Consider the following 24058-nt stretch of genomic DNA (forward strand, 5'->3'; position numbering starts at 1 on the left):
TTCGATCCGGCCAAGACGGTCATCACCACCCCGAGCAATCAGCCGGTGCCCTTCTCCGGCACAAGCTGACCCAGGAGGGGAGCGATGTGGTCATCACCCTGGTGGAGCCCTACGCCAAGGGCGATGCCAAGAAGATAGTGTTGAAGAACACGGCGCTGAACAGCATCACGGCGGCCAACTTTGCCGGTTTCAGCGGCAATTACAGCGAGGCCGCCATCGACATTCCCGTCTTCTTCGACATCAGCGTGGACATAGGAACGGGTGGTACCATCTCACCGGCACCGGCGAACGGCATCCTGCAAGGGAAAGGCGGCACCCACTTCACCGTTACCCTGCTGCCCGATAGCGGTTACAAGGTGAAGTCCCTCATCGTCGATGGGGTGGCGCAGGCCGTGACTGGCAGCTACACCTTCAGCAGCCTCAATGGGGCTCATAGCCTGTCGGTCAGCTTCGAACCTGGCAGCAGCACTTGCCCGGCGAGCTGGGCCACCGGCTCCGTCTATACCACGGGCAATCGGGTGACCTACAACGGCAACCTCTATGAGGCCAAGTGGTGGAGCAGCGGCAACGTGCCGAGCACCGGGGATCCCTGGAAGCTGATCGGCCCCTGCAGCTGAGGAGGCCGCACACAGAGACAGACCAGACAGGCCCCTTCGCGGGCCTGTTTTCTTGTGATCGCCGTTTGCGGCTTCCCGTTCGCAACTGGCGCCGGCAGCGGGCAAAAGCGACAGGCCCTGAAGCGGGCCTGTCTGGTAGCAAGGGGGTCGCCCCTCAGGGGGTGGGCAGGGGCGATCAGGCCGGCTTGCCCTCCTCGGGCGCAGGGAGGGAAGGGTGGGACGCTATCTTTTGCTCCTGTCCCTGCATGTTCTTGATGTAGACATCCATCTGGTTGAAGGCGATCTCGATGCCATGCTCCTTGAACAACCTGTCTATGGTGCGGTTGAGCTCGTCGATGGCGGGGTTGCGATCCCCCAGCTCGCTGACGAAGAAGCGCAGCTCGTGGTCCAGGGTGCTGGCGCCGAAGGTGAGGAAGTAGACCAGGGGCTCGGGCTCCTTGAGTACCCGGCTGTTGGACTGGGCGGCCTGCATCAGCAGCTTGCGGGTCAGATCGAGATCCGAGCCATAGGCCACCCCGACCCGAGCGATGACCCGGGTGACGGTATCGGACAGGGACCAGTTGATCAGCCGCTCCGTCATCAGTTGCTGGTTCGGGATGATCACCTCCTTGCGGTCGAAGTCGGTGAGGGTGGTGGAGCGGATCCGGATCTTGTTGACCGTCCCCGAGATGGTGCCAATGGTGACCGTATCCCCGATCCGTACCGGCCGCTCGAACAGTATGATGATGCCGGAGATGAAGTTGGAGACGATCTGCTGCATGCCAAAACCGATGCCGACCGAGAGGCCGGCAGCCAGCCATTGCAGCTTCTCCCACTGGACCCCCAGCATGGCCAGGGTGGTGAGGGTACCCACCCCTATCAGGGTGTAGTTGAGCATGGTGGTGATGGCGTAGGCCGAGCCCTGGGCGAGGCGCATCTTGGAGAGCACCAGCACCTCCAGCAGACCGGGCAGGTTGCGGGCCAGCGACAAGGCGCCACCGAGGATCAGCAGACCCGTGATGACATCGCTCAGGCTGATGGGGTAGAGCACGGCGTTGGCACCTGTCCCCTCGCTCTTGTGCCAGAGCACCACGCTGTCGAGGTAGGTGAACACCGCAATCAGATCGGACCAGAGCCAGTAGAAGGCGACGCCGAAGATGGCGAGCAGCACGATGCGGGTCAGCCGCAGGGATTGCTGGCTCACCTCTTCCAGCGCCATGGGCTGCTCTTCGATGGATTCGCTCCCTTCCGCATCCTCCTGGGCCTTGTGCTCACGGCGCGCCACGGCACGGCGCCAGGCGAGGCGACGGGCCGCCAGCTCCAGGCCGCGCAGGGCGCTGCGATAGACCAGGCTCCACAGCAGCAGCAGATAGAAGGACTCGATGAGCCGGCCGGTGAGCTTGAGCGCCGTGTAGTAGTAGCCAAACAGCACCAGACCGATGAGGGCGATGGGGGTCAGCACTAGCAGCAGGGTGAACAGGGAGGACATCATGCCCAGGCCGCTCTTGAGCCTGGCGCGCAGCAAGGGGTAGAGCAGCCAGGCGGTGAGTCCCAGCAGGATCAGGGTCATGGTCTGGCCGAGCACATCGTTGCCCAGGGTGGAGGGCTCGATCACCGCCTTGGTGGAGAGCATGATGAGGGGCATCAGGGTGAACCAGAGCGAGCGCAGATGCTTGTGCTTGCTGATCAGCTCCTCCCTGGGCAGACGGAAATGGAGCTCGCCCATGCCCCCCGGCCGCATGACGGCGAGGTAGACGCTGAACACCAGGTAACCCAGGGCCAGGTTGAGGGTGATCTGCATGGTCAGGTTGACGCTGAGCAGGCCGTTGTAGGCGAGCAGCAAGCCGGCGGCGCAGATGAAGAGCGCCCCCGGCAGGGAGAGCAGGGTCGTCATCAACAGTGCCTTGGGGGTGTGCCACTGGCTGTCTTGACGAAAACGCCCCAGCTCCTTGTTGATGCGTTGCAGGCGCTGCTTGATGGCTTGGCGCTTCCACAGCAGCAGCAGCCCCAAGATGATCAGGGGCAAGGCGAGCAGGCTGATGGCGAGCAGCACCTTGAGCCAGGCCTTGGGAGTCAGGGTCCAGTCCCCTATCTGCTTGGCGACCTGGCTCGGCCAGGAGAGGAACCACTTGCCGTCGATGGCCTTGTTGCTGCTGACCCAGAAGATGTGCTGTTGCAGGGTCAGCTCGATGGAGGCATAGATGCGGGCCAGCTGCTGCTGGGTCAGCTGCAGGCTGATGGCATTGGTGAGCTGGGCGTCGAGCTGGCGATTGAGCTGATCGAGCAGGGAGATCCGGGTATCGAGCAGATGGGAGAGGTTGTCCCTGTCCTCCTCGCTGACGGCGAGGCCGCTGCTGTCGATCAGCTTGTCGAGGAACTGGTTCTTCTGGAACAGCTGATCCCGCTGCTGGCTCAGTTCGAACTGGGCCAGATGGAGGTCGGCTATCTGCTCCTCCAGGTTCTTGACCGCGCTGGTGGGGGCCGTCTCCAGCTGCTGGTAGAGCTGATAGAGGATCCGTGACAGCAGCAGGTTGCCCTTGAGCATCTGCACCTGTTCGTTGAGGTTGCGTTCGGTCTGGGTGCCGCGCTCCAGCCAGCTTTTGGCCTGCAGATTCTTCTGCATCAGGGAGTTGAGGTTGCTGGTGGCCGAGACCAGCTGCTGGCTGAGCTGGTGGTTGAGCTCCTGCTCCCGCTGGACCAGGGGGTTGTCCTGATTGGCGACCAGCTCCCCCGTCTGCTCGGCGGTCTTCTCGGTATTGCCGAGTCGCTTGGCACTGATCTCCTTTTGCAGCAACTGCAGCTTCTGCTCTTCCAGGGCGAGGTGGGCATTGTGATAGTCCCGCTGCTTGATGGCGAGATCCTGCATGCTGGTGCGGTTGTCCAGCTCCTTTTGCAGGTAGGCGAGTTGCAGGTCGAGCAGGGCCTGCTCGGCCGTCAGCTTGCTGCGCTCGGCGCTGCTCACCCCGTCGCCGGCATTGAGGCGGTTGCGCAGCTCCTGGCTGCGCTGATACGCCTTGCTCATGGTGCTTTGCGCCCGCTCCGGCAGGGTCTGCAGATTGGTGATCTGGCTGGCGATGGCTCCCAGTGACTCCTGAGCATTCTGCATGTTGGCCATCACCTCGGGCTGACGGCTCTCCAGCTCGTCCAGGCTCATGGCGGCATATTCGGTTGCTATCTGTTCGGCGCTCTTGCCCTGGGTCAGTGCGTCGAGGCGAGTCGATATCTCCTTGAGATCGGCGGGCAGGGTCTTGAGTCGCTGACTCTGGACCTTGGCCTTGGTGTTTTCCTTGTCGATGCTGTCGAGCAGGGCGAGGGTCTCGCTCAAGAAGGCCTTGTCCGCCTGCTGGGCCGCGGTCAGGTTATCGGACTTTGACAGGGCATCGAGTTGACGCTGGACGCCGTCTTGGCGGGGCAGATCCTGGGCCAGGACCTGGCCTGCCGCCAGCATGACGAGCAGAGACAGCAGGGTGGCGACTCGTTTGAACGTGAATGAGGACATAGAGGTTCCGCTGATGACCTTGAGAGCGGGTCAGACCCGCACTGATAATTGCGCGAGATTCTAGCACTCACCTCGCTCGTGAAGCAGAGGGGGCAATAAAAAAAACGGCGCCCGAAGGCGCCGTTTTCATCTGTCCTGTCGCTTACAGCACGTGGACGGAGGCGGTGTTGGTGGTACCGCTCGGTACCAGGGCACCGGAGACCATGACGACCACGTCACCCTTGAGGCCCATGCCGCTTTCCAGCGCCGCTTCCTTGCCGATGCGATAGAAATCGTCGGTGGAGGCGATGTTGTCAACCACATGAGTCGCCACACCCTTGGTCAGTACCAACTGGGCTGCGGTCTTCTTGTTGGTGGTGATGGCCAGGATCCAGGCTTTCGGGAAGTACTTGCGAATGGCCTTGGCGGATTTGCCGCCTTCGGTCGCCACCACGATCAGCGGGGCATCCAGCTTCTGGGAGGTTTCCACCGCGCCTTTGCACACGGCTTCGGTGATGCGCAACTTGTTGCTGTCGTTGGCAGCAGACAGGTTGGAGGGCATGACACCATCGGTACGCTCGCAGATGGTGGCCATGATGGTCACTGCTTCCAGCGGGTACTTGCCCTTGGCGGACTCACCGGACAGCATGACGGCATCGGTACCGTCCAGGATGGCGTTGGCCACGTCGCCTGCTTCGGCGCGGGTCGGACGCGGGTTCTTGATCATGGAATCCAGCATCTGGGTCGCGGTGATCACCACCTTGCGTGCCTTGTTGCACTTCTCGATGATCATCTTCTGGGCGAAGATCACCTCTTCCACCGGGATCTCCACACCCATGTCGCCACGGGCAACCATGATGCCGTCGGACACGGCCAGGATCTCGTCGAAGTTGTCCAGGCCTTCCTGGTTTTCGATCTTGGAGATGATCTGGATGCTCTCGCCACCGTGGGCCTTCAGATGCTCACGGATTTCCAGCACGTCTTCCTGCTTGCGGATGAAGGAAGCAGCAACGAAATCAACACCTTGCTCACAGCCGAAGATGAGGTCGCGCTTGTCTTTCTCGGCCAGGGCCGGCAGCTTGATGGAGACGCCCGGCAGGTTGACGCCCTTGTTCTCACCCAGGTCGCCGTTGTTGAGCACCTTGCAGATGACTTCACGTTCGGTGATCTCGATAACGTCCATGCCGATCAGGCCATCGTCAACCAGGATGCGGTTGCCGACGCGCAGGTCGCTCGCGAAGCCGGCGTAGGTCACGGCGACCTTGTCCTGATTGCCAATCACGGTCTGATCAATGGTGAAGGTGAATGTCTGGCCAGCGACCAGAGAGACATCGTTGCCACCTTCCAGCTTCATGGTACGGATTTCCGGACCCTTGGTGTCGAGCAGGATAGCGGCTTGCTTGCCAGTCTCGGCCATGACTTCACGCAGGTTGTTGATACGACCACCGTGCTCGGCGTAATCACCGTGAGAGAAGTTCAGGCGCATGACGTTCATGCCGGCATCCAGCATCTTGGCCAGCATTTCTTTGGATTCGGTCTTGGGACCTATGGTGCAGACGATTTTGGTCTTTTTCATGTCAGTCTTCATGGTTAAGGAGTTTCCGCCGAGCAATATACACCAGTTTTTGAATACTTTTTATGATCCAGAAACAACGTTTTGGCCAGATAACGTTTTCTTTTTGGGGATAACGTTTGCGCGAGGGCTACTTTTTAAGGCCTAAAATAATTGGCTTGGATGCGTTGGAGTCATGCTTTGTCGAGCTGGGGCCGGGAGGTGAGGACAGGGCTATGTTGTAAAATGACAAGCTGAACCGGTCTGCAAACAGTGGGGAAATATCCCCACTGTGCAGCCTCTGTGCTTATCGCTCAGAAGCGATAGGGGAAGCGGATCCCTATGCTGTAGTCAGGTGCATCCGTGGTGAGCCCTGCCGACCAGTTGACCGCCATGGAGAGCTTGTCTGTCATGGCCCAGGTCGCCCCCATGCCGAAGCTGGCAGCATTGGCATCGGAGCCCGTCACCTTCTCCATGGGGAAGCCCTCGGCGCCCTGCTCAGATTCCAGCGTGATGCGCTGGTTGATGTTGAACGACAGGCTGAAGCGTTCGTTGAGGGCGAACGCAACCCCCAATCCATATTCGTACCAGTCACCAAGCTGTATGCTGCCCGGCTGATTGCCCGGTTGGAAGGAGATGTCGTTGAAGTCTCTTTTGAGGCTATGCCCATAGTTCAGATTGGCAAACAGGATGGCGGGGTCCAGGGTCTTGACCAGAGAGAAGCCGGTCGAGAGTTGCCACAGGCCGTTGCCGGTGGCCAGTTCCTTGGGGGTGATGAGATTGCCCGATTCTGAGGTATCGACGCCTATGCCGTAAGGGTCTCGGCCGGTCGGGGCCTTCACGCGCAGGTTCCAGACCAGGTCGGGCCAGCTCTCATTTTCTGCCAGCACCCGGTAGTAGATGGCCAGACTCAAGTCTCCCAGGCCGCCATCGGTGACGCTCTGCTCCTCGAAGTCACGGCTGGAGTTCTCCTTGCCCGTGCTCTGGTAGTTGGTACTGCGCAGCATGTAGGGAACTGCCAGCTCCATCTGCCAGCGATCATTGAGGGTGTAGCGGGTGACCAGGTCGGCAACCCATTGATCCGAACGAACCCGATCAAGATTGATCTCGCCGAGGAAGATGGCATCGAGGGCAAGGAAACCACGCAGGGCGAGATCCTTGCGATTGTAATGCTGATAGGAGAGGCCGAAGTCGAGTACCCAAGCCCGATCGAACACATTATGCTGCTCGATCATCAAGTCTTCCGTGCTGCGCCCGGCCTCCGGGGTGCGGCGTGTCGCATCCGCCTGGGCGGCTGTCGCCCCAGCCGCACCCGCGACGGCCCCTGTGGTGGCTGCCGCGCCATTTGAGCTGGCTTTGACGGCCTCCAGGCGAGCCTGTATCTGATGGAGAGCCTGGTTTTGTTGGATAAGTTGTTGTCGCAGCAGATCGAGTTGTTGTTGCAGCGCTTGTTCTTCCGCACTGGCCGCCAAGCAGCTGAGCGGAGCCAGTGTCAATAACACAATGGCGTGTTTCTTCATTGGATCCATCCTTGTTGATTTTTGTCTTTGTGTTAGCGCCGTCCAATGATGTCAAGTCAGCAAGAAACGTTAGCGGGAGAGCCAGATGCGGGTCTGGTTAAGTGCTCGCAAGCCATCTCCTCTTACTCGGTTGAGTTGCAACAATCCCCGGCTGAAGTTGTCTCCTCGCAGACTCTGTTCCAGTAGGACGTGTCCATCGGCCGAGTTTAGTTGCAGTCCGGCATAATTGCCTGAAATCCGATAACTGGCGGTGCCGAGAGCCCCTTGGCTCTCATAATGGCCAGCAGCCACGCTCTGACCCACACTGGGTTGTGCGCTCATAGCTATGCCGGTCTGGTTGACTGCGCTGTTGCCACTGCCTTGAAGTTGAAGCACCTGCACCAGACCAGAACCATTGATGTTGCTGGCGGCGGGGGCTTGATCCTGAGTCTGGCTCTTGAACGTGGAGCCGGGATCATTCTTGATGCGGATGTCCAGCTTGGGGCTGTTTTGAATCACGCTCAGGGTCAGGTTCATGGCTGCGGTCTGTTGTGCCTGGGCCGTGGTCAGGGTCGAGATGAACTCGATGCCGAAATAGCGGATCCCTTGTGAGTTGACATAGCGGCCACGCAGGTTGGCAAGGTCGCTGTCCTCCAGTTGGGGAGCAAAGCTCTCCGAGAGGTGAGCCAGGGGATCCGGTAGAGCCAGAGCCGGACCAGACAAGCCCGTCAACAGGCTGGCGAGCCAAACAGAATGTAGGTTGTTCATATCGGCCTCACATAAGCTCCTTGTGTTGGAAACCAAACTCCAACAAGGAGGTTTCATTGATTGGCGCGAACAGGCCATCTTTCCCTCGCACCGAGAGCGGGGGAGCCGGGTTGGCCAGTGGGGCATCCGGACGGTATCCGGAGCCGATCACTGCCAGCAAGATCCCGTTCCAACTCTCTTTGAATTCGTTGAACGAGATGATGCGATTACCAAGGGCTGGATCGGCCAGATAGACGCGATCTTGTTTATCGATGGCACGCAGCACGGCGAAGTGCTGATAGCCACGAATATTGAGGAGGACTATGGTAGGGACTCTCACTTGGCGCAGTCTCTCATCGTCAAGTCGATAGCCTCTGACCCGCATGCCCAGCATTTGCAGATACTGCTTCATGTCGAGCATGGAAAAACCGTAACGTTGTACCAAGGCCGGATCGGCCATGGCCATCATGCCATCCATGACCCAGCGCTCATTGGTCACCTGGCCATAGGAGTAGCGCAGTATGGTCGCCACGGCGGCGGCCCCACAGCTGAAATCGGTATATTGGCGCTCAATATTGGCAAAGCGCCGCTCCATGATGCTCTGAACTGGCTTGTTAAGACCGCCAAGTGCCGGCAGATGATCGCCGATGGGCAGGTTGGCAGCCCAGGCTCCATGGCAGAACAGCAATAGCAGTAGCCAGCGCATCTTCTCCTCCTTGAGCAGATAAAAGAGGGGGCCTAAGCCCCCTGTATAGACAGACTACTTGGCAAAGCCTGCGGCCAGCGACAGGTTGTTCGCTTGCAGGTTGTTGGTGCCAGAGGCCACGTTCACCCCAATGTTGCCCACGGCGCCGTTGAAGGCTCCGCCATTGATTTTGGCGTGGTTGAAGGTTTCACGACTGGTGTAGGTATTGACCACGGGGATGTAGCCAACAGCTGCACCTGCGAGCGCCACGTTACCAGCCTCCTTGAATTTGAACTTGGAGTCATGGCTGCCATCGTTATCCTGGTTGTCATAGTCGATATGACCCCAGAGCTGATTGCCATCGGGATGGTCGCCGCCAGTCCAGATTTCCGGATAGACGTTATTGGACTGCTCGCTGGTTCCGCTGTAGGTACCACCCGCCACGAAGCCCATGGCTACTTTGTTGTAACCCACGGTTTTGGTCGAGCTCAGGCTCTCGTTGGTGGTGAGGTTTTTGGAAACACTCTGGCTGTTGGCGACGGTCGCGACCGCCATGTTGCCGGTCGAGACGGAGGCCGCCATGTTGTTGGCCTGAACGTTACCCGAACCGGATGCCACGTTGGCGCCAATGTTGCCTGCCGCATTTTGGAAGGAAGCATCACCGATACCGGCCTTGTTCTGATGACCCTTGTTGGTGGTCCAGTTGTGGCTGGCGCTCTGATCGGAGAAGATTTCCGCATCCGATGAGCCACCGGCAGCCCCGTTCTGACCCGGGAAACCACGACCCATCATGAACTCGGCATCCACCTCGTCATAGGCTGCGATCGAGGCGCTGTTGCCTTGTACGTTGGAATCACCCGCCGCCACGTTGGCGCCGACGTTACCGGAGACCCCATCAAAGGATCCGTCGATCCGGCTGGTGTTATCGGTCCGGAAGTTGGAGGTGCCAATCATGGAGCTGGATTGCTGGTTGTCCACCACGGCCATCCCCAGTTTGTTGACATTGATATAACCGCCCACGTTGACCCGGCCGTCATATTCCACATCCACCTCGACCTTGACCTTCTTGGTCAGGGTGGCACCGGTTTCATCTCTGTCGCCTCTGTCATAGGCGAGTGCTGTGCCTGACATGGCCATGACGACCGCGGCGGCTAATGAGCTGTAAATAAGTCCACGCATAATGAGTCTCTCCATTGAGCTTGCCATAGAGGCTTTACCTTCGACTCCTTTTATCCCTGGAGTGTCAGGGTGGGCCTCCTATCCCTGCGGCATCAAGGCGATGCCGTTACTGCGCCTGCCAGGGGCAGGGAAACCATGTTGACTGCCTGATTTCCCTGTCCCGTGACCTGGTTCACCTGAATGACGCCTTTGCTCCCTGCGAGGGCGCTGTCATCCAGATAGATGCTGGTTGTCGTGTTCGCCGGTACCTTGCCGCCGGGCAACTTGGCAACACTGGTACTGAGGTTGATATCGGTGACCGTGCCTATGCCGGTGTCGTCGCCCAGAGACAGCGCGAAGGCATTGACCTGCTGGTTGGCTTCACCAGCGCCTTGGTTGATGCCGATGAGGCCTTTGCTGTTGGTCAATGCAGAGTCGAAGATGGCAACGTGCTGGCTGCCATTGAGGGCCGAGATGGCTTGAGTTTGTTGACTAAACTGGATGACAGCAGGACCGGAGATGGCGATAGCCGCGAGGTTCCCCTGCTGGTTGTTGCTGCCAGACACCATGTTTACCCCCATGCTGCCCCGAATATTACTCAGGGCCTGCTGGCCTAAATTGACCTGATTTTCCGCCTGGGGCTGTGTCGTGAATAGCAACAAAGTATAAGCAGCCAATGCAATATGTATTTTCACGCTCTCTCTCCATGCCAAGGGGGGCGAAAGATATAGAGCAAGGGCTGTGCCAATCATTAACTTATTGTTTTTTATGAAAAATGAAAGTGACTTTTCTGTTATTTAGTCTCATGGGTGAGATGGTGATTATTTTTGTTTTTATAACGCCATGTTTATTAATGTATTTATATTTTCTCAGGATTAGATCTGGCGTCTCATTGGTGTTGTGTCATTAGTCTATATCTGGGATGGGTTATAGTTATCCCGTCATTAGCTCATGAATACGGTGCCGTTTGATATCGATTTTGTTTCATTCTCTGTCGCTTGCCGATGACAAGGAGTCGTTGGTCTGCGGCGTAATCGGCACGGACGACAGGAGAGCTCAACATGCCGGAAGAAGCATTGCTGGTCATCAATCCATGTGCAGACCTGCCGCCTCTGCTTGCGCGGGGAGAGTGGCGTTTATCTCAGGCGCGCACCTTGGTGGTGGCAGAAGAGAAGCTGCGCCATGGGGATTACCCTCTGGTGCTGGTGGTGATAGATCCCGTTCAAAATGACGCCCTGCGCGCGCTCATCGCCCTGCACCCCAATCGGCTTTGGATAGGGTTGGTCGAGCGAGATCAGCTGGCCAATGAGGCGTTGCGCAACCTGCTTGCCGCCTGCTTCCATGATTTCCATACCTTCCCTCTCGATGCCGATCGTCTCTGCCATAGCCTGGGGCATGCCCTGGGGATGGCGCGCCTGATCGGGGATCACCGCTGTGCCTTGTCTGGCAAGATGCGGCTCATTCAGGGACAAAGCGAGCCCATCGTCCAGCTCAGGGCACAGATGATGCGACTGCAGCATTGTCGTCTCCCCGTGCTGGTGACGGGGCCCAGCGGTACCGGCAAGGAGTTGGTGGCCCGGGAGCTGCACTACGGCACCTTCGGGGAGGAAGCGCCCTTCGTGGCCGTCAACTGTGGGGCCATGCCGCACCAGCTGATCCAGTCAGAATTGTTTGGTCATGTGAAAGGTGCCTTTACCGGGGCCCAGACCCACAAGATCGGCAAGATCGAAGCGGCCGATGGCGGCACCCTGTTTCTCGATGAAATTGGCGAGTTGCCGCTGGAAGACCAGGTCACCCTGCTGCGCTTCCTGCAGGAGCAGTGCATCGAGATGGTTGGCAGCCATACGTCGCGCAGCGTGGATGTCAGGGTGGTGGCCGCGACCAATATCGACGTGGAGCAGGCGGTTGCACAGGGGCGTTTTCGCGAGGATCTCTACTACCGGCTCAATGTGGTACGGCTGCGCACCCCGGCCCTGCGAGACAGGCGGGATGATGTGCAACTGCTGGCCAACGAGATCCTGGCCGAAGTGCGGGGCAGCAGACCCCTGACCTTTTCCCACCAGGCACGTCAGGCCATGCAGGCCTATGGCTGGCCCGGCAATGTGCGCGAGCTGCGCAATCGGGTGCAGCGGGCCGCTGTCATGTGTGCGGGGCCCTGCATCGAGGCTGAGGATCTGGAGTTGTCCAACTCGGCATCCCTGTTGTTTGACGGCTCGCTCAAGGCGGTGCGCGAGGCTGCGGAGCGCCAGGCCCTGCTGCAGACCCTGGCCCGTTTTCCCGATCGGCTGGAAGAGGTGGCCCGTCAGCTCGCCATTTCCAGGGCGACCCTCTATCGCCTGCTGGACAAGCACGACCTGCACTAGCGGCACTGGATGGGCAGAGGGAGGATGGGCGCTGTCACATCGCCGTCATGGGTGAGGGGGAGAATAGGCCATCGAGAGTGAGACAACCCACAGTGCTGGAGCGCCCCATGGCCTGGTATCTTGCAACCCTGTTCTCCCTGCTGCTGACCCTGCCCTGGTGGCCGCTGCCCAGCTGGCCCGTGGCCCCCGCCCAGACATCCCAGACCCAGGCGGCACGACTGGAGCGGATAGAGCGCCAGCAGTGGCAACAGGCCAGCGCAACGGGGCAGGCTCAACTGACCGTGAGCCTGCCCCGTTTCTGATCATCCTCTTCGGTTTCACCGCTTCCCCCGCCATGAGAGGATCCATGGCGGGGGAGCCGGGATCACTCCCCCTTGGCGATGCCTTCCCGGCGCGGATCGGCGGCGCCAAACCAGCCCTGGGCATTGCGCTCGACTCCCTGCAGCCCCGAGGTCTGTTCGTTCAACACCACCTCGTGCCCCCTGGCTTTCAAGGCATCGACCACGAAGGCAGGGGTGCGCCCCTGCTCCAGTTCGGTGGGGCCGTTGCGGCTGCCGAAGTTGGGCAGGTTGATGGCCTCTTGCAGGTTCAGGCCCCAATCCTGGGTGCCGAGCAGGGCCTTGCCCACATAGTTGATGATGGCCGAGCCCCCCGGGGATCCCAGGCTCATCTCGAGCTCGCCACTTGCCTTGTCAAACACCAGCAGGGGGGACATGGAGGAGCGTGGCCGCTTGCCCGGCTCCACCCGGTTTGCCACCGGCAAGCCGGCGGCATCCACCGAGGTGAAGGAGAAGTCGGTCAACTCGTTGTTGAGCAGGTAGCCGTTGACCATCAGCCGTGAACCGAAGCCATCCTCGATGGAGCTGGTCATGGAGACCGCCATGCCCTGGCGGTCGACGATGGAGACATGGCTGGTGGAGGGCAGCTCGGGGGTGGCGTCCTTGCCACGGGCGATGGCCATGGGAGGTGTGCCAGGTTTGGCGGTGCCCATGGAGGTCTGCCCGATGAGGCGTGCCCGCTGCGCCAGGTAGCCTTTATCCAGCATGCCGGCCACCGGCACGCTGACGAAGTCCATGTCCGCCACATACTGGTTGCGATCGGCGAAGGCGAGCCGTGCCGCCTCGCTGTAGAGGTGGATGGCCTCCGGACTGGCGCTGAGCCTGCCATCGGCGCCCCGCACGGGTTTGAGGGCCGCCATGTCGCGGCTCTCCAGCATGCCGAAGATCTGGCCGAGGGCCAGGGTGCCGGAGGAGGGGGTCGGGAAGCCGCACACCTCGCTCTGGCGATAGTCAAAGCAGAGGCCATCGCGCAACTTGGCGCTGTAACCGGCCAGATCCGTCGCCGCCAGCACCCCGGGATTGACCGGGTGGGCGCGCACCTTGGTGACCATGGCCTCGGCCAGGGGGCCGCGGTAGAAGGCGTCGGCCCCCTCGCTTGCCAGGGTACGCAGCACCCTGGCCAGGGCCGGGTTGGTGAGTAGGGTGCCCGCCGCCTTGGGGGTGCCATCCGCCTGGTAGAAGTAGGCGCGGGCGTCCGGGTCCTTGGCGAGATAGGGCTCCTTGGCCAGCAGGGTGGCGAGGCGGGGGCTTATCACGAACCCTTGCTCCGCCAGAGTGATGGCGGGTGCGAACAGACTGGCCCAGGGCAGCTTGCCATAGCGCTGATGAGCCAGGGCCAGGGCGCGCACCGTGCCGGGGACCCCCACGGAGCGCCCGCCCACCACACCGTCGTAGAAGGCCATCGGCTTGCCATCTCGCATGAACAGCTGATCTGTCGCGGCGGCGGGCGCCGTCTCCCGGCCATCCACGGCCGCCACCCGTTTGCCATCCCATACCAGCATGAGGGAGCCACCGCCGATGCCGGAAGATTGCGGCTCCACCAGGGTCAGCACCAGCTGCACCGCGATGGCGGCATCCACCGCGGAGCCGCCCGCCTTGATCACCTGATAGCCGGCATCCACCGCCAGCGGGTTGGCGGCGGCCACCATGAAGGCACTGCCTTGCCAGCCCTGCTTGTCGGTCCAGCCACTGGCGGCCTCGGGGGCGATCAGGGTCTGGGGCGGCGGGGCATAATGGAAGGCATCCCGAGGGGCGCAGCCGGCGAGCAGGCCGAAGGCAACCAGCAGGCTGAGGGGTTTGAGGGACATGACACTCTCCTTGTCTGTTTTCTCTACGGGGATAACGAATGTGGCACAGTTGAAACCTGATTGAAAGATTGCCTTTATACTCAAATGCTTACAAAACTATCAATGACGGCATGGCCCGTGGGGGGAGGAAGAGGATGAGAAGTGGCGTGATAGGGGCACTCTGCCTGCTGCTGGTCGCCTGTGGCGAACCAGGGTTCAGACCCCTGGCGGCGGGGGAGACCATACTGGCCTTCGGTGACAGCCTGACCGAGGGGCGCGGCGCCCCTCCGGCCCAGAGCTACCCCAGGGTACTGGCGAGCCTGAGCGGCCACCCCGTCATCAATGGCGGGGTATCGGGGGAGCTGAGCCAGGCGGGCAGGGCCCGCCTGCCCGGGCTGCTGGCCCAGCACAGACCCGCCCTGGTCATCTTGCTGGAAGGGGGCAACGATATCTTGCGCGGCACGGGGGAGGCGGCCCTCAAGGCCAATCTTGCCGCCATGATAGCGGCGGCGCAGGGCAGCGGTGCCCAGGTGTTGCTGGTGGCCGTGCCCCGCAAGTCCCTGTTTGCCGATGGCGCCCCCCTCTACGAGGAGCTGGCACAAGAGTACGGACTGGTGCTGGACAACGACAGCATCGGGGAGCTGCTGCGCAGCCCGGCGCTCAAGTCCGATGCGGTGCACCTCAATGGCGAGGGGTACCGCGCCCTGGCCGAGCGGTTGCATCGCCTGCTGCAGGCCCGCGGCGCGCTCTGAGGTGCAGGCTCGTCGCCCGGGATCAAAAAAAACCGCCGAGGCGGTTTTTTTGACAGGCAGGGGGCGACTCAGAGGCTCTGCTCTTCCCCACCCAGGGCGGCAAACAGCGCCGGGATGAACTGGGCCAGCTCGGCGGTCACCAGGGCGAAGTCGGCGTCCAGACGGGCGGCGGGATCCTCGCTGGTGACGTCGTCGTTCTGCTCGCGCAGCTCTTCGCTGAACTTGAGGCGCTTGATGGAGAGGTCATCCCCCAGCACGAAGCTCAGGGTCTCGCCCCAGTTCAGGGCCAGCTTGGTCACCAGCTTGTCGTTGGCCAGGTGATTCTTGATCTCGTCGCTCATCAGATCCTGCTGCTTGCAGCGGATGATGCCGCCGTGCTCCATGGCGCTGCGCAGCTCGGCCTCGTCCTCCAGGGTGAAGGCTGCGGGCAGGTTGCCCTCGTTGAGCCATTCGGTCATGGTGATCTCGGGCGGGTTCTTGAGGGCCACCGGCACCACGGGCAGTGAGCCTATGCTCTTGCGCAGCAGGGCCAGCAGATCGTCCGCCTTCTTGGCGGAGCCTGCGTCCACCACCAGCAGGTTGTCGGCGGGGTTGATCCAGGCGAAGGTCTGGCTGGTGCGGCTGAAGGCGCGGGGCAGCAGGGTGTGCATGATCTCCTCCTTCAGCGCCTCCTTCTCCTTCTTCTTGAGGGCGCGGCCCTGCTCGAATTCGATCGCTTCCACCTTCTCCGCCAGCATCTCCTTGACCACTGTGCCCGGCAGCATCTTCTCTTCCTTGCGGGCGCAGATGAGGATGTGACCCGCCGCGCTGTGGGTCAGGGTCGAACCGAATTTGCCCAGCGGCTTGACCCACCCGAACCGGGAGATGTCCTGACTGCCGCACGGGGTGAAGGCGCAGGCCTCGAGCTGGGGCTCCAGCTGGTCGACGGTCAGGTCGAAGGGGCGGGTAAAGCGATAAATCTGCAGGTTCTTAAACCACATGGCGTCCTCGGTCGTAAAAATTGTCCGGCGGGCATTGTACTGCAAAGCGGCGCTTTGTGATCGACCAATCACTCCCGGGAAAAAAATCGGATGCGGCTCACAGGCCATGAGGGATCGACGCAGAAGCGGGGAAAAAGTCTCCTAGACTGCCAGCAGGCGAGTCAGGGATAAGGATGAAAGTATGCTCAGAGCGAGTCGGGCAGAGGATATGGATGGCATCGTCGAGATCTGGTTGTTGGCGTCATTGCAGTCCCATGATTTCGTCGATGCCTCGGTCTGGTGGAAGGCTCAGGAGGAGCTGCGCACCCGTTACCTCGAGCAGGCCAGGATCTGGGTCCATGAGGAGGGTGGCGAGCTGCAAGGCTTCATCGCCCTGGTCGACGACTACCTGGCCGCCCTGTTCGTGCGTCCCGAGCGTCAGGGCCAGGGGGTAGGCCATGCCCTGCTCCAGGCGGCCAAAGGGGAGGCCCGCAGCCTCCATGCCAGGGTCTTCACCGAGAATGAACCTGCGGTACGCTTCTATCGTCAGCACGGCTTCATCATAGATGGCGAGACGCAGGATCCCCTGACCGGCCACGGCCAGTACCGGATGCACTGGTTCGGCGCCTGAATCCCTCCCGCCCTTGCTTGAAAGGCGCGGGCTCAGGCACCATGTTGACGACATTCGCCCATGGCACCCCGCGACCGAGTCCCGATCCAATGAAAATCCTCCATACCGCCGACTGGCATCTGGGCCACCAACTTCATGGCCACGATCGCCGCTTCGAACACGATGCCTTCCTCGACTGGTTGACCGACATCATCAAGGCGCGCCAGATAGACGCCCTGCTGGTAGCAGGGGATCTGTTCGATACCGCCAATCCCCCCGCCAGCGCCTGGCAGCAGCTCTACCGTTTTCTGGCGCGGCTGCGCGCCGAGCATCCCGCCCTGGACATGGTGCTCATCGGCGGCAACCACGACTCCCCCTCCAAGCTGGATGCCCCCCACGAGCTGCTGCGCGCCTTCGACCTGCATCTGGTGGGCAGCATCAGCCGCGATGACGAGGGGCGCCTCGAGACCGACCGTCTGCTGGTGCCGCTGCGGGGCAAGGATGGCGAGGTGGCTGCCTGGTGCGCCGCCGTGCCGTTTTTGCGCAGCAGCGACCTGCGCCCGGAAGGGCTCGAGGAGGGACAGGATCGGCTGATCGAAGGGGTGCGCCAGGTGTATGAGGCGGTGCTGGCCGAGGGACGTGCGCGCTGCGAGCCCGGCCAGGCCCTGATCGCCATGGGTCACGCCTACCTGGCTGCGGGCCAGCTCTCCGAGCTCTCCGAGCGACGGGTGCTCGGCGGCAACCAGCATGCCCTGCCTGACGAGCTGTTTGCCGCCGCCGACTACACGGCGCTGGGCCACCTGCACCTGGCCCAGAGCCCGACCGAGGGGGTGCACTACAGCGGCTCGCCGCTGCCCCTGTCCCTGGCCGAGGCGAACTACAACCATCAGGTGCTGGAGGTGACGTTTGAGGGGGGCAAGCAGGCCAGGCTTGAGCGGATCCTGGTGCCCCGCGCGGTGGAGATGATCCGCCTGCCCCAGAGCGGCCTCGACGAGGCGCTGGCCACCATCGAGTCGCTCGAACTGCCAGACCGCCCCCAGGAGGCCCAGCCCTTCCTCGAGGTGCGGCTGCGCTTGCCCAAACCCGAGGCGCGCATCCGCGAGCGCATCCTGGCGGCCATGGCGGGCAAACCGGTGCGCCTGGCCCGCATCACCACCAGCTATCAGGGCTCGGGCCAGGGGCTGGCCGATGGCCGCGCGCGGCGCAGGCTGGATGAACTTCCCCCCACCGAGGTGTTCCGGCTCTGCTATCAGCGCCAGTTCGAGGGGGAGCCGGAGGCCGCGTTGCTGGCCTCGTTTGAAGAGATCCTGGAGCAGGTGAAGGAGGCCAACTCATGAAAATCTTGTCGCTGTCAGGGGAGAATCTGGCCAGCCTGACCGGCCCCTTTGCTATCGATTTTGCCAAGGGGGCGCTGGGGGCGGCCGGCCTGTTTGCCATCACCGGCAATACCGGCGCCGGCAAGAGCACCCTGCTCGACGCCATCTGTCTGGCGCTCTATGACAGGATGCCGCGTTTGATAGGAATGCGTCAGAATGTCGAAAAAATTGGTCGAGCGGATGAAGACGAAAAAGAAAAATTAACAGCAAATGATGTTAGAAACATCCTCAGTCGCGGCCACGCCAGCGGCTGTGCCGAGGTGCAGTTTCGCGGCTGCGATGGCCGCGTCTATCTGGCCCGCTGGGCGGTGCGCCGCGCCCGCAATCGCGCCGAGGGGCGCTTTCAGCCCCAGGAGCGCAGCCTGACCGACGTTGAGTCCGGCCAGGTGTTCAGTGGCAGCAAGCGGGAGCTGCAAGAGCGCATCGACGAGCTGGTGGGGCTCTCCTGGGAGCAGTTTCGCCGCGCCGTCATCCTGCCCCAAGGGGAGTTTGCCGCCTTCCTCAAGTCGAGCGCCGACGAGCGGTCCGCCCTGCTGGAGCGCATGACCGGCACCGAGCTCTACTCCGCCATCTCCATCCAGACCCATGAGCGCGTCCGAGCGGAGCAGCAGGCACTCTCTGCCCTCCAGCAGCGCCTCGGCGATGTGGCGCTGATGGACGAGGCGACCCGTGAGCAGTGGGCGGCCCAGCAGATAAGCCTCGCCACCCGCCTCAAGCAGGAGCAGCAGCAGCGTCAGCTGTTGCAGGCACTGCGGGATCTCAACGAACGGATTGCCGCCCAGCAGCAGGCCTGCCGGGAGGGGGAGGCGGCGCTGGCCGCCGCCGAGGCCGCCCATGACGAAGCCGCCCCCGAGCGGGAGGCGTTCGCCCGCGCCGAGCAGGCCCAGGTGGCCCGCGCCGACCACGATGAGCTGGCCCGCCTCACCCTGGCGCTGCAGCAGCAAGATCAGCTGATAGGCCAGCTGGGCCCCGAGCTCGAGCAGGGGGAGCAGGCCCGGCAGCGGGCCGAGCTGACCGAGCAGCAGCGGCTGGCGGACAAGATAGCCGCCGAGCGCGAGTGGGGGGCCCTGCAACCCGAACTCAAACGGGCCCAGGAACTCGATACCCGGCTCGAGGAGAAGAGCCAGCAGCGGCAGGAGATCCAGCAGCAAGGGGCGCAGGCCCGCACGGCGCAACTGACGCTGCAACAGGCATGGCGGCAGCAGGCAGACAAGGTGGCGGCACTGACGGCGCGCCGCCAGCAGTGGGCACTCTGGCTCGAGCAGCACAAGGCTCTGGCCCCGCTGGCGCGTCAGTGGCAGCCCTTGCTGGCGGCCATGCAGGACTGGGCGGCAGACAGGGAGCTGTTGCAACGGGTGCTGCAAAGCCGCGAGCACAAGGGCCAGGCCCTGCGGGATCTCACCAGCCAGCTGGCCCAGGGGCGGCAGGAGCGCGACGCCTTGCAACAGGCCCGCGTCCGCCTGCAACAGCGGCATGACGAGCTGCAAGCCCAGGAGTGGGACACCGAGGTCGCCAGGGCGCAGGAGCAGCGCCAGACCAGGACGGAGCAGCTCGCTCGCCTGGGTCAACTCCTTGAGCTGGCCCAGGCGGGCCGCAACCACGGCGAGCAGCAGGCGCGGTTGCAGCAGGAGATGACGCAGCTTGCCCAGCACCTTGCCCGGCTCACCGAGCAGCATGAGGCGCTGGTCCCGGCGCTCGAGCGCCTTGGACTTCAGCGGAGCGAGGCGCGCCATGCCCTGGAGCAGGCCCGGGCCGTGGCCAGCCTGGCGCAGTATCGCCACGAGCTTCAGGAGGGGAGTCCGTGCCCGCTCTGCGGCGCCGAGGCGCATCCCTACACCCGGCATCAACCCCAGGTGGCCGGCATCCTGACTCAGCTGGCCGAGCGGGTCAGCCAGCTGGATCTGGAGTGGGAGCGGCTCTCTCATCAACACATTCAAGGGGAGGGGGAGCGGGCCGAACTGGGGCGCCAGCTGGCCGTTCGCCAGCAGCATCTTCCCGAACTGGAGGCCAGATCCGAGCAGCTGAGCCTGCGCTGGTCGCAGCTGGGGGGGGAGAGCCTGCTGGATCAGGGGCTGCTCCTGTGCCAGACGCCGGCACAGTGGAGCGGCCTGCTGGCACAGCTGGTGGCGCAAGGGGAGGCGCTGGAGCAGGCGCTGGCTGTCGGCGCACGGCAACTGCAGCAGGCCCAGCAGGGGCAGCAGGCCTTGGTGGCGCTGCGGGCCCAGCTGAGCGAGTTGGCCGCCCGTCAGCAGCAGTTCGAGCAGCAGTGGCAGGAGGCCGAGCGCCAGCAGATAGCCTGGGAGGGCGAGCTCAAGGCGCTGGCCGAACAGGAGGCGACCCTGCGCCAGCGCCTGGCACAGGGGGAGGCTCGCCTCGATGAGCAGATGGGGGCAGAGTCCCGGCACCAGTGGCTCGGCAGCCGGCAGTGGCAGGAGTGGCAGCAGATCTGCGAAGACTATCTGCGCGGGCAGAGTGAGTGGGAGCTGCTTGGCAACGAGCTTGCCAGCCTGACGCCCGCCTTGAGCGCCCAGGAGGCGCGGGTGCAGAGCCAGAGCGCGCAGCTGCAACGACTCGAGCAGGAGTACAAGGAGGCCGAGCAGCAGCGCCAGGGGCTGCTGGCCAGCCGGGAGGCCTGCCTGGGAGGACGCACCGTCGCCCAGGTCGAACAGGAGTGGCAGCAGCGGCTGCAGCTGGCCGCCAGCCAGCACGAGGAGGCGGTGGCTGCCCTGGCCACGGCGAGGGAGCGTCACAGCGAGCTAAAGGCCCGTTTGACTCATCTTGAGCAGGAGCGGGAGAGGAGCCGCCAGGGGCGGCGCGAGGCGCTGGCGCGCTGGGCGGCGCACGTCACGGCGCTCGGGATAGCCGAGTACGATCTGCGTCGCCTGCTGGCCATCACGCCCGAAGCACTCAGGGCTCGCCGCACCGCCCTGCAGGCGCTGGACGATGCCCTGGCCGAGGCCCGCACCCGGCTGACCGAACGCCAGCGGGCGCAGGCCCAGGAGGAGGCCAAGCTGGCGCACTATCGGGTGCATCATGAGGCGCAGGCTGCCCTCACGGCCGAGGCCCTCGCCGAGGAACTGGCGGGCTGCGAGGCCCGCTGCCGCGAGCTCGACGAGCAGCTGTTCCAGTGCAAGAGCACCCTGGCTCAGGCCGAGGCGGCGGCGCAGAAGGCGGGCAGCCTGCAGGTGGCGCTGGTCGCCCAGCAAGGGGTGGCGGATCACTGGCAGCGGCTCAGTGATCTCATCGGCTCGGCCAGCGGCGCCAAGCTGCGCACCTTCGCCCAGAGTCTCACCCTGGAACGTCTATTGTTGGAGGCCAATGCCCAGCTCGGCGAGCTGTCGCCGCGCTATCGACTGGAGCGGGTGCCCGGCACCGATCTGGCGCTGCAGGTGGTGGATCTGGACATGGGGGACGAGGTGCGCTCGGTGGACTCTCTCTCTGGTGGCGAGAGCTTCCTGGTGTCGCTGGCGCTGGCGCTGGCCCTCTCCAGCCTCTCGTCGCGCCAGACCCAGGTGGAGTCGCTCTTTATCGACGAGGGCTTCGGTACCCTGGATCCCGACAGCCTGGATCTGGCGCTTGCGAGCCTCGACTCCCTGCAGGCGGCCGGCCGCCAGATCGGTGTCATCTCCCACGTCCAGACCCTGGTGGAGCGCATCGGCGTGCAGGTGAGGGTGGAGGCCTTAGGCGGCGGCGAGAGCCGTGTGGTCATGCCCTGAACGAATGCGTCGCCCATGGCAGGAGGCCCCGATGATCGGGGCCTTTTTGTTGAGTACAAGGGAGGGCGTGCGGTGGACAAGCATGGGCTGCCTATAAAAAAACCGAAGCGCCAGGCTTCGGTTTTTTTATTGCGGTCACTGACGCAGGGCCAGGGGCGCCTTATTTCTTGATGCGGATCACCGGGGTTTCACCCACGGTCACGGCGCCGGTCATCTTGATCAGCTCCTTGATCTCATCCATGTTGGAGATGACAACCGGGGTCAGGGTAGACTTGGCTTTCTCTTCCAGCAGGGCCAGATCGAACTCGATGATGGTGTCGCCTTTCTTGACCTGTTGGCCTTCCTGAGCGATACGGGTGAAGCCCTCGCCTTTCAGTTCGACGGTGTCGATACCGAAGTGAACGAACAGCTCGATGCCAGTGTCAGATTCCAGCGAGAATGCGTGGTTGGTCTCGAAGATCTTGCCGATGGTGCCGTCGCACGGAGCGACCATCTTGTTGCCAGCCGGCTTGATGGCGATGCCATCACCCACGATCTTCTCGGCGAATACCACGTCAGGCACATCTTCGATGGGGACGATTTCGCCAGACAGGGGGGCAAAGATTTCGATGCCGCCGGTGTCAGAGCTGTCATCGGAAACTAGCTTCTTCAGTTTATCGAACAGACCCATAGTAAAAGCTCCTAAAGATGATTGTCGCTGTTTGCAGCCGATCTTAGCAGACTGCTTTCTGCTTTATAAAGTTATCTACACAGGCTTCGATTTCGGCGGCGGTGGCATAGCTCAATGCTTGCTCGGCCATGGCCTTCACATCTTCGAAGTTGGTGTTGCGAATGAGTTTCTTGATGCGCGGCACAGAGATGGCGCTCATGGAGAATTCATCCAGACCCATGCCCAGCAGCAACAGGGTGGCGCGTTCGTCACCTGCCAGTTCACCACACATGCCGGTCCACTTGCCTTCGGCATGGGACGCATCGATCACCATCTTGATCAGGGTCAGGACGGAGGGTGACAGCGGGTTGTACATGGCGGAAATCATCTCGTTACCACGGTCGACCGCCAGGGTGTACTGGGTCAGGTCATTGGTACCGATACTGAAGAAATCCACTTCCTTGGCCAGATGATGAGCCATCACGGCAGCGGCCGGGGTCTCGATCATGATACCCACTTCGATGGATTCATCAAAGGCTTTACCTTCGGCGCGCAGTTCAGCCTTGAGCTGCTCCACCGTGGCCTTGAGGCTGCGGAACTCTTCGACGGAGATGATCATCGGGAACATGATGCGCAGCTTGCCGAAGGCGGAGGCACGCAGGATGGCCTTCAGCTGGGCGTGCATGATGTCTTCGCGATCGAAGAAAATACGCACGGCACGCCAGCCCAGGAAGGGGTTCATCTCTTTCGGGAAGTTCATGTAGGGCAGTTCTTTGTCGCCACCGATGTCCATGGTGCGGACGATGATCGGTTGATCCGGCATGGCTTCTGCCACTTCTTTGTAGGCCTTGAACTGCTCGTCTTCGGTCGGCAGCGCATCGCGGTCCATGAACAGGAACTCGGTACGGTACAGACCCACGCCTTCGGCGCCATTGCGGATGGCACCCTCGGTATCCTTGACGGTACCTATGTTGGCGCACACTTCGACCTGATGGCCATCGAGGGTGATGGCGGGCAGATCCTTGAGCTTGGCCAGCTCGTCTTTCTCGGCCTGGAACTGGGCCTGGTGTTCCTTGAACTTGGCCAGCTGTTCGGGGCTCGGATTGATGACGACCTGGTTGTTGATCGCATCGAGCAACAGCAGGTCGCCATTGTTGACGCGGCGAGTGATGTCGTTGGTGCCCACGATGGCCGGCAGCTCCAGGGAGCGGGCCATGATGGAGGTGTGAGAGGTACGGCCACCGATGTCGGTGACGAAACCCAGCACGTATTTCAGGTTGATCTGAGCGGTCTCGGACGGAGTCAGGTCGTTGGCGACCAGGATGACTTCTTCGTCGATGGTGCTCAGGTTGACCACTGCGATGCCCAGCGCGTTCTTCACCAGACGGGTGCCGATATCACGAAAATCGGTGGCGCGCTCCCGCAGATAGGGATCATCCAGGTCGGCCATCATCTTGGCGTATTGCTCGATGACCTCATAGATGGCCTTGTCAGCGGAGGCCTTGTTGTCCTTGATGAAGGATCTGATATCCCCTTCCAGCTCCTCATCTTCGAGCAGCATGATGTGGCCTTCGAAGATGGCCTCTTTTTCCTCACCGAAGGTGCGACCGGCCATCTCTTTGATGGCTTCCAGCTGGGCGGCTGACTTGGTGCGCGCTTCGAGGAAGCGGTTGATCTCGGCGTCAATCTGTTCGGCAGGAATCTTGCCCTGATTGATAACGATTTCATCTTCTTTCAGAAGAAGCGCCTTACCGAATGCGATACCGGGGGACGCAAGAATGCCAGATATCATA

At 62.2% G+C, this 24058-nt stretch carries 18 protein-coding genes; 7 read left to right on the forward strand and 11 right to left on the reverse strand.

Annotation, left to right across the window (positions count from 1 at the left end; all coding sequences use genetic code 11):
* Positions 1-86: 86 nt before the first annotated feature.
* Positions 87-617, forward strand: a complete 531-nt coding sequence (locus tag ACLHZ1_RS00660) for a carbohydrate-binding protein (protein ID WP_427260533.1) — start codon at positions 87-89, stop codon at positions 615-617.
* Between the two features lie 175 nt (positions 618-792).
* On the opposite strand, the gene mscK is transcribed toward ACLHZ1_RS00660, so the two are convergent.
* From mscK to ACLHZ1_RS00695, 7 genes are all read right to left on the reverse strand, one after another.
* Positions 793-4095 carry a mechanosensitive channel MscK gene (gene mscK / locus ACLHZ1_RS00665; protein WP_427260534.1) on the reverse strand — a complete coding sequence of 1101 codons (3303 nt, stop codon included), beginning with the start codon at positions 4093-4095 and terminating at the stop codon, positions 793-795.
* 142 nt (positions 4096-4237) lie between these two features.
* Entirely contained in the window at positions 4238-5650 is a 1413-nt protein-coding gene (gene pykF / locus ACLHZ1_RS00670) for a pyruvate kinase PykF (RefSeq protein ID WP_427260535.1), read from the reverse strand.
* A 290-nt stretch (positions 5651-5940) separates the two neighbouring features.
* Positions 5941-7146, reverse strand: a complete 1206-nt coding sequence (locus ACLHZ1_RS00675; protein WP_427260536.1) for a transporter — start codon at positions 7144-7146, stop codon at positions 5941-5943.
* Between the two features lie 69 nt (positions 7147-7215).
* Entirely contained in the window at positions 7216-7893 is a 678-nt protein-coding gene (locus ACLHZ1_RS00680; RefSeq protein ID WP_427260537.1) for a hypothetical protein, read from the reverse strand.
* Positions 7894-7900: 7 nt separating this feature from the next.
* The gene (locus tag ACLHZ1_RS00685) at positions 7901-8578 is read right to left on the reverse strand and encodes a C39 family peptidase (RefSeq protein WP_427260538.1); all 678 of its coding nucleotides are present in this window, start codon (positions 8576-8578) and stop codon (positions 7901-7903) included.
* Between the two features lie 54 nt (positions 8579-8632).
* Positions 8633-9736, reverse strand: a complete 1104-nt coding sequence (locus ACLHZ1_RS00690; RefSeq protein ID WP_408797577.1) for a hypothetical protein — start codon at positions 9734-9736, stop codon at positions 8633-8635.
* A gap of 92 nt (positions 9737-9828) precedes the next feature.
* Positions 9829-10410, reverse strand: a complete 582-nt coding sequence (locus tag ACLHZ1_RS00695; protein WP_408797580.1) for a hypothetical protein — start codon at positions 10408-10410, stop codon at positions 9829-9831.
* Positions 10411-10776: 366 nt separating this feature from the next.
* On the opposite strand from ACLHZ1_RS00695, the gene ACLHZ1_RS00700 reads away from it, so the two are divergent.
* Both ACLHZ1_RS00700 and ACLHZ1_RS00705 read left to right on the forward strand, forming a co-directional pair.
* Entirely contained in the window at positions 10777-12078 is a 1302-nt protein-coding gene (locus ACLHZ1_RS00700) for a sigma 54-interacting transcriptional regulator (RefSeq protein WP_427260539.1), read from the forward strand.
* Between the two features lie 77 nt (positions 12079-12155).
* A complete protein-coding gene (locus ACLHZ1_RS00705; protein WP_427260540.1) occupies positions 12156-12380 on the forward strand; it encodes a hypothetical protein in 225 nt (74 codons plus the stop codon).
* A gap of 62 nt (positions 12381-12442) precedes the next feature.
* Here ACLHZ1_RS00705 and ggt read toward each other — a convergent pair whose 3' ends face one another.
* Positions 12443-14224, reverse strand: coding sequence for a gamma-glutamyltransferase (ggt, locus tag ACLHZ1_RS00710; RefSeq protein ID WP_427260541.1), 1782 nt, complete (start codon positions 14222-14224; stop codon positions 12443-12445).
* A gap of 134 nt (positions 14225-14358) precedes the next feature.
* Between ggt and ACLHZ1_RS00715 the strand changes: the two genes are divergently transcribed.
* Positions 14359-14955 carry a GDSL-type esterase/lipase family protein gene (locus ACLHZ1_RS00715; protein ID WP_408797587.1) on the forward strand — a complete coding sequence of 199 codons (597 nt, stop codon included), beginning with the start codon at positions 14359-14361 and terminating at the stop codon, positions 14953-14955.
* Positions 14956-15023: 68 nt separating this feature from the next.
* Here the strand turns inward: ACLHZ1_RS00715 and rdgC are convergent, their stop codons facing one another.
* Complete coding sequence (gene rdgC / locus ACLHZ1_RS00720) at positions 15024-15935, reverse strand: recombination-associated protein RdgC (RefSeq protein ID WP_408797589.1); 912 nt, start codon at positions 15933-15935, stop codon at positions 15024-15026.
* Positions 15936-16116: 181 nt separating this feature from the next.
* Here rdgC and ACLHZ1_RS00725 point away from each other — a divergent pair, with 181 nt between their 5' ends.
* The 3 genes from ACLHZ1_RS00725 (at position 16117) to ACLHZ1_RS00735 (ending at position 21616) form a co-directional block, all read left to right on the forward strand.
* Positions 16117-16545, forward strand: a complete 429-nt coding sequence (locus ACLHZ1_RS00725; RefSeq protein ID WP_408772181.1) for a GNAT family N-acetyltransferase — start codon at positions 16117-16119, stop codon at positions 16543-16545.
* Between the two features lie 89 nt (positions 16546-16634).
* Positions 16635-17861, forward strand: a complete 1227-nt coding sequence (locus ACLHZ1_RS00730; RefSeq protein WP_427260542.1) for an exonuclease SbcCD subunit D C-terminal domain-containing protein — start codon at positions 16635-16637, stop codon at positions 17859-17861.
* Positions 17858-21616, forward strand: coding sequence for an AAA family ATPase (locus ACLHZ1_RS00735; protein WP_427260543.1), 3759 nt, complete (start codon positions 17858-17860; stop codon positions 21614-21616). Before ACLHZ1_RS00730 ends, ACLHZ1_RS00735 begins: the two co-directional genes overlap by 4 nt.
* A 160-nt stretch (positions 21617-21776) precedes the next feature.
* Here ACLHZ1_RS00735 and crr read toward each other — a convergent pair whose 3' ends face one another.
* Together crr and ptsI are read right to left on the reverse strand one after the other, a co-directional pair.
* Complete coding sequence (gene crr, locus ACLHZ1_RS00740) at positions 21777-22286, reverse strand: PTS glucose transporter subunit IIA (protein ID WP_041999928.1); 510 nt, start codon at positions 22284-22286, stop codon at positions 21777-21779.
* A gap of 43 nt (positions 22287-22329) precedes the next feature.
* The gene (ptsI, locus tag ACLHZ1_RS00745) at positions 22330-24057 is read right to left on the reverse strand and encodes a phosphoenolpyruvate-protein phosphotransferase PtsI (protein ID WP_408797595.1); all 1728 of its coding nucleotides are present in this window, start codon (positions 24055-24057) and stop codon (positions 22330-22332) included.
* Position 24058 lies beyond the last annotated feature (1 nt).

The organism is Aeromonas sobria (assembly GCF_050266975.1).
GTDB classification, from domain to species: domain Bacteria; phylum Pseudomonadota; class Gammaproteobacteria; order Enterobacterales; family Aeromonadaceae; genus Aeromonas; species Aeromonas sobria_B.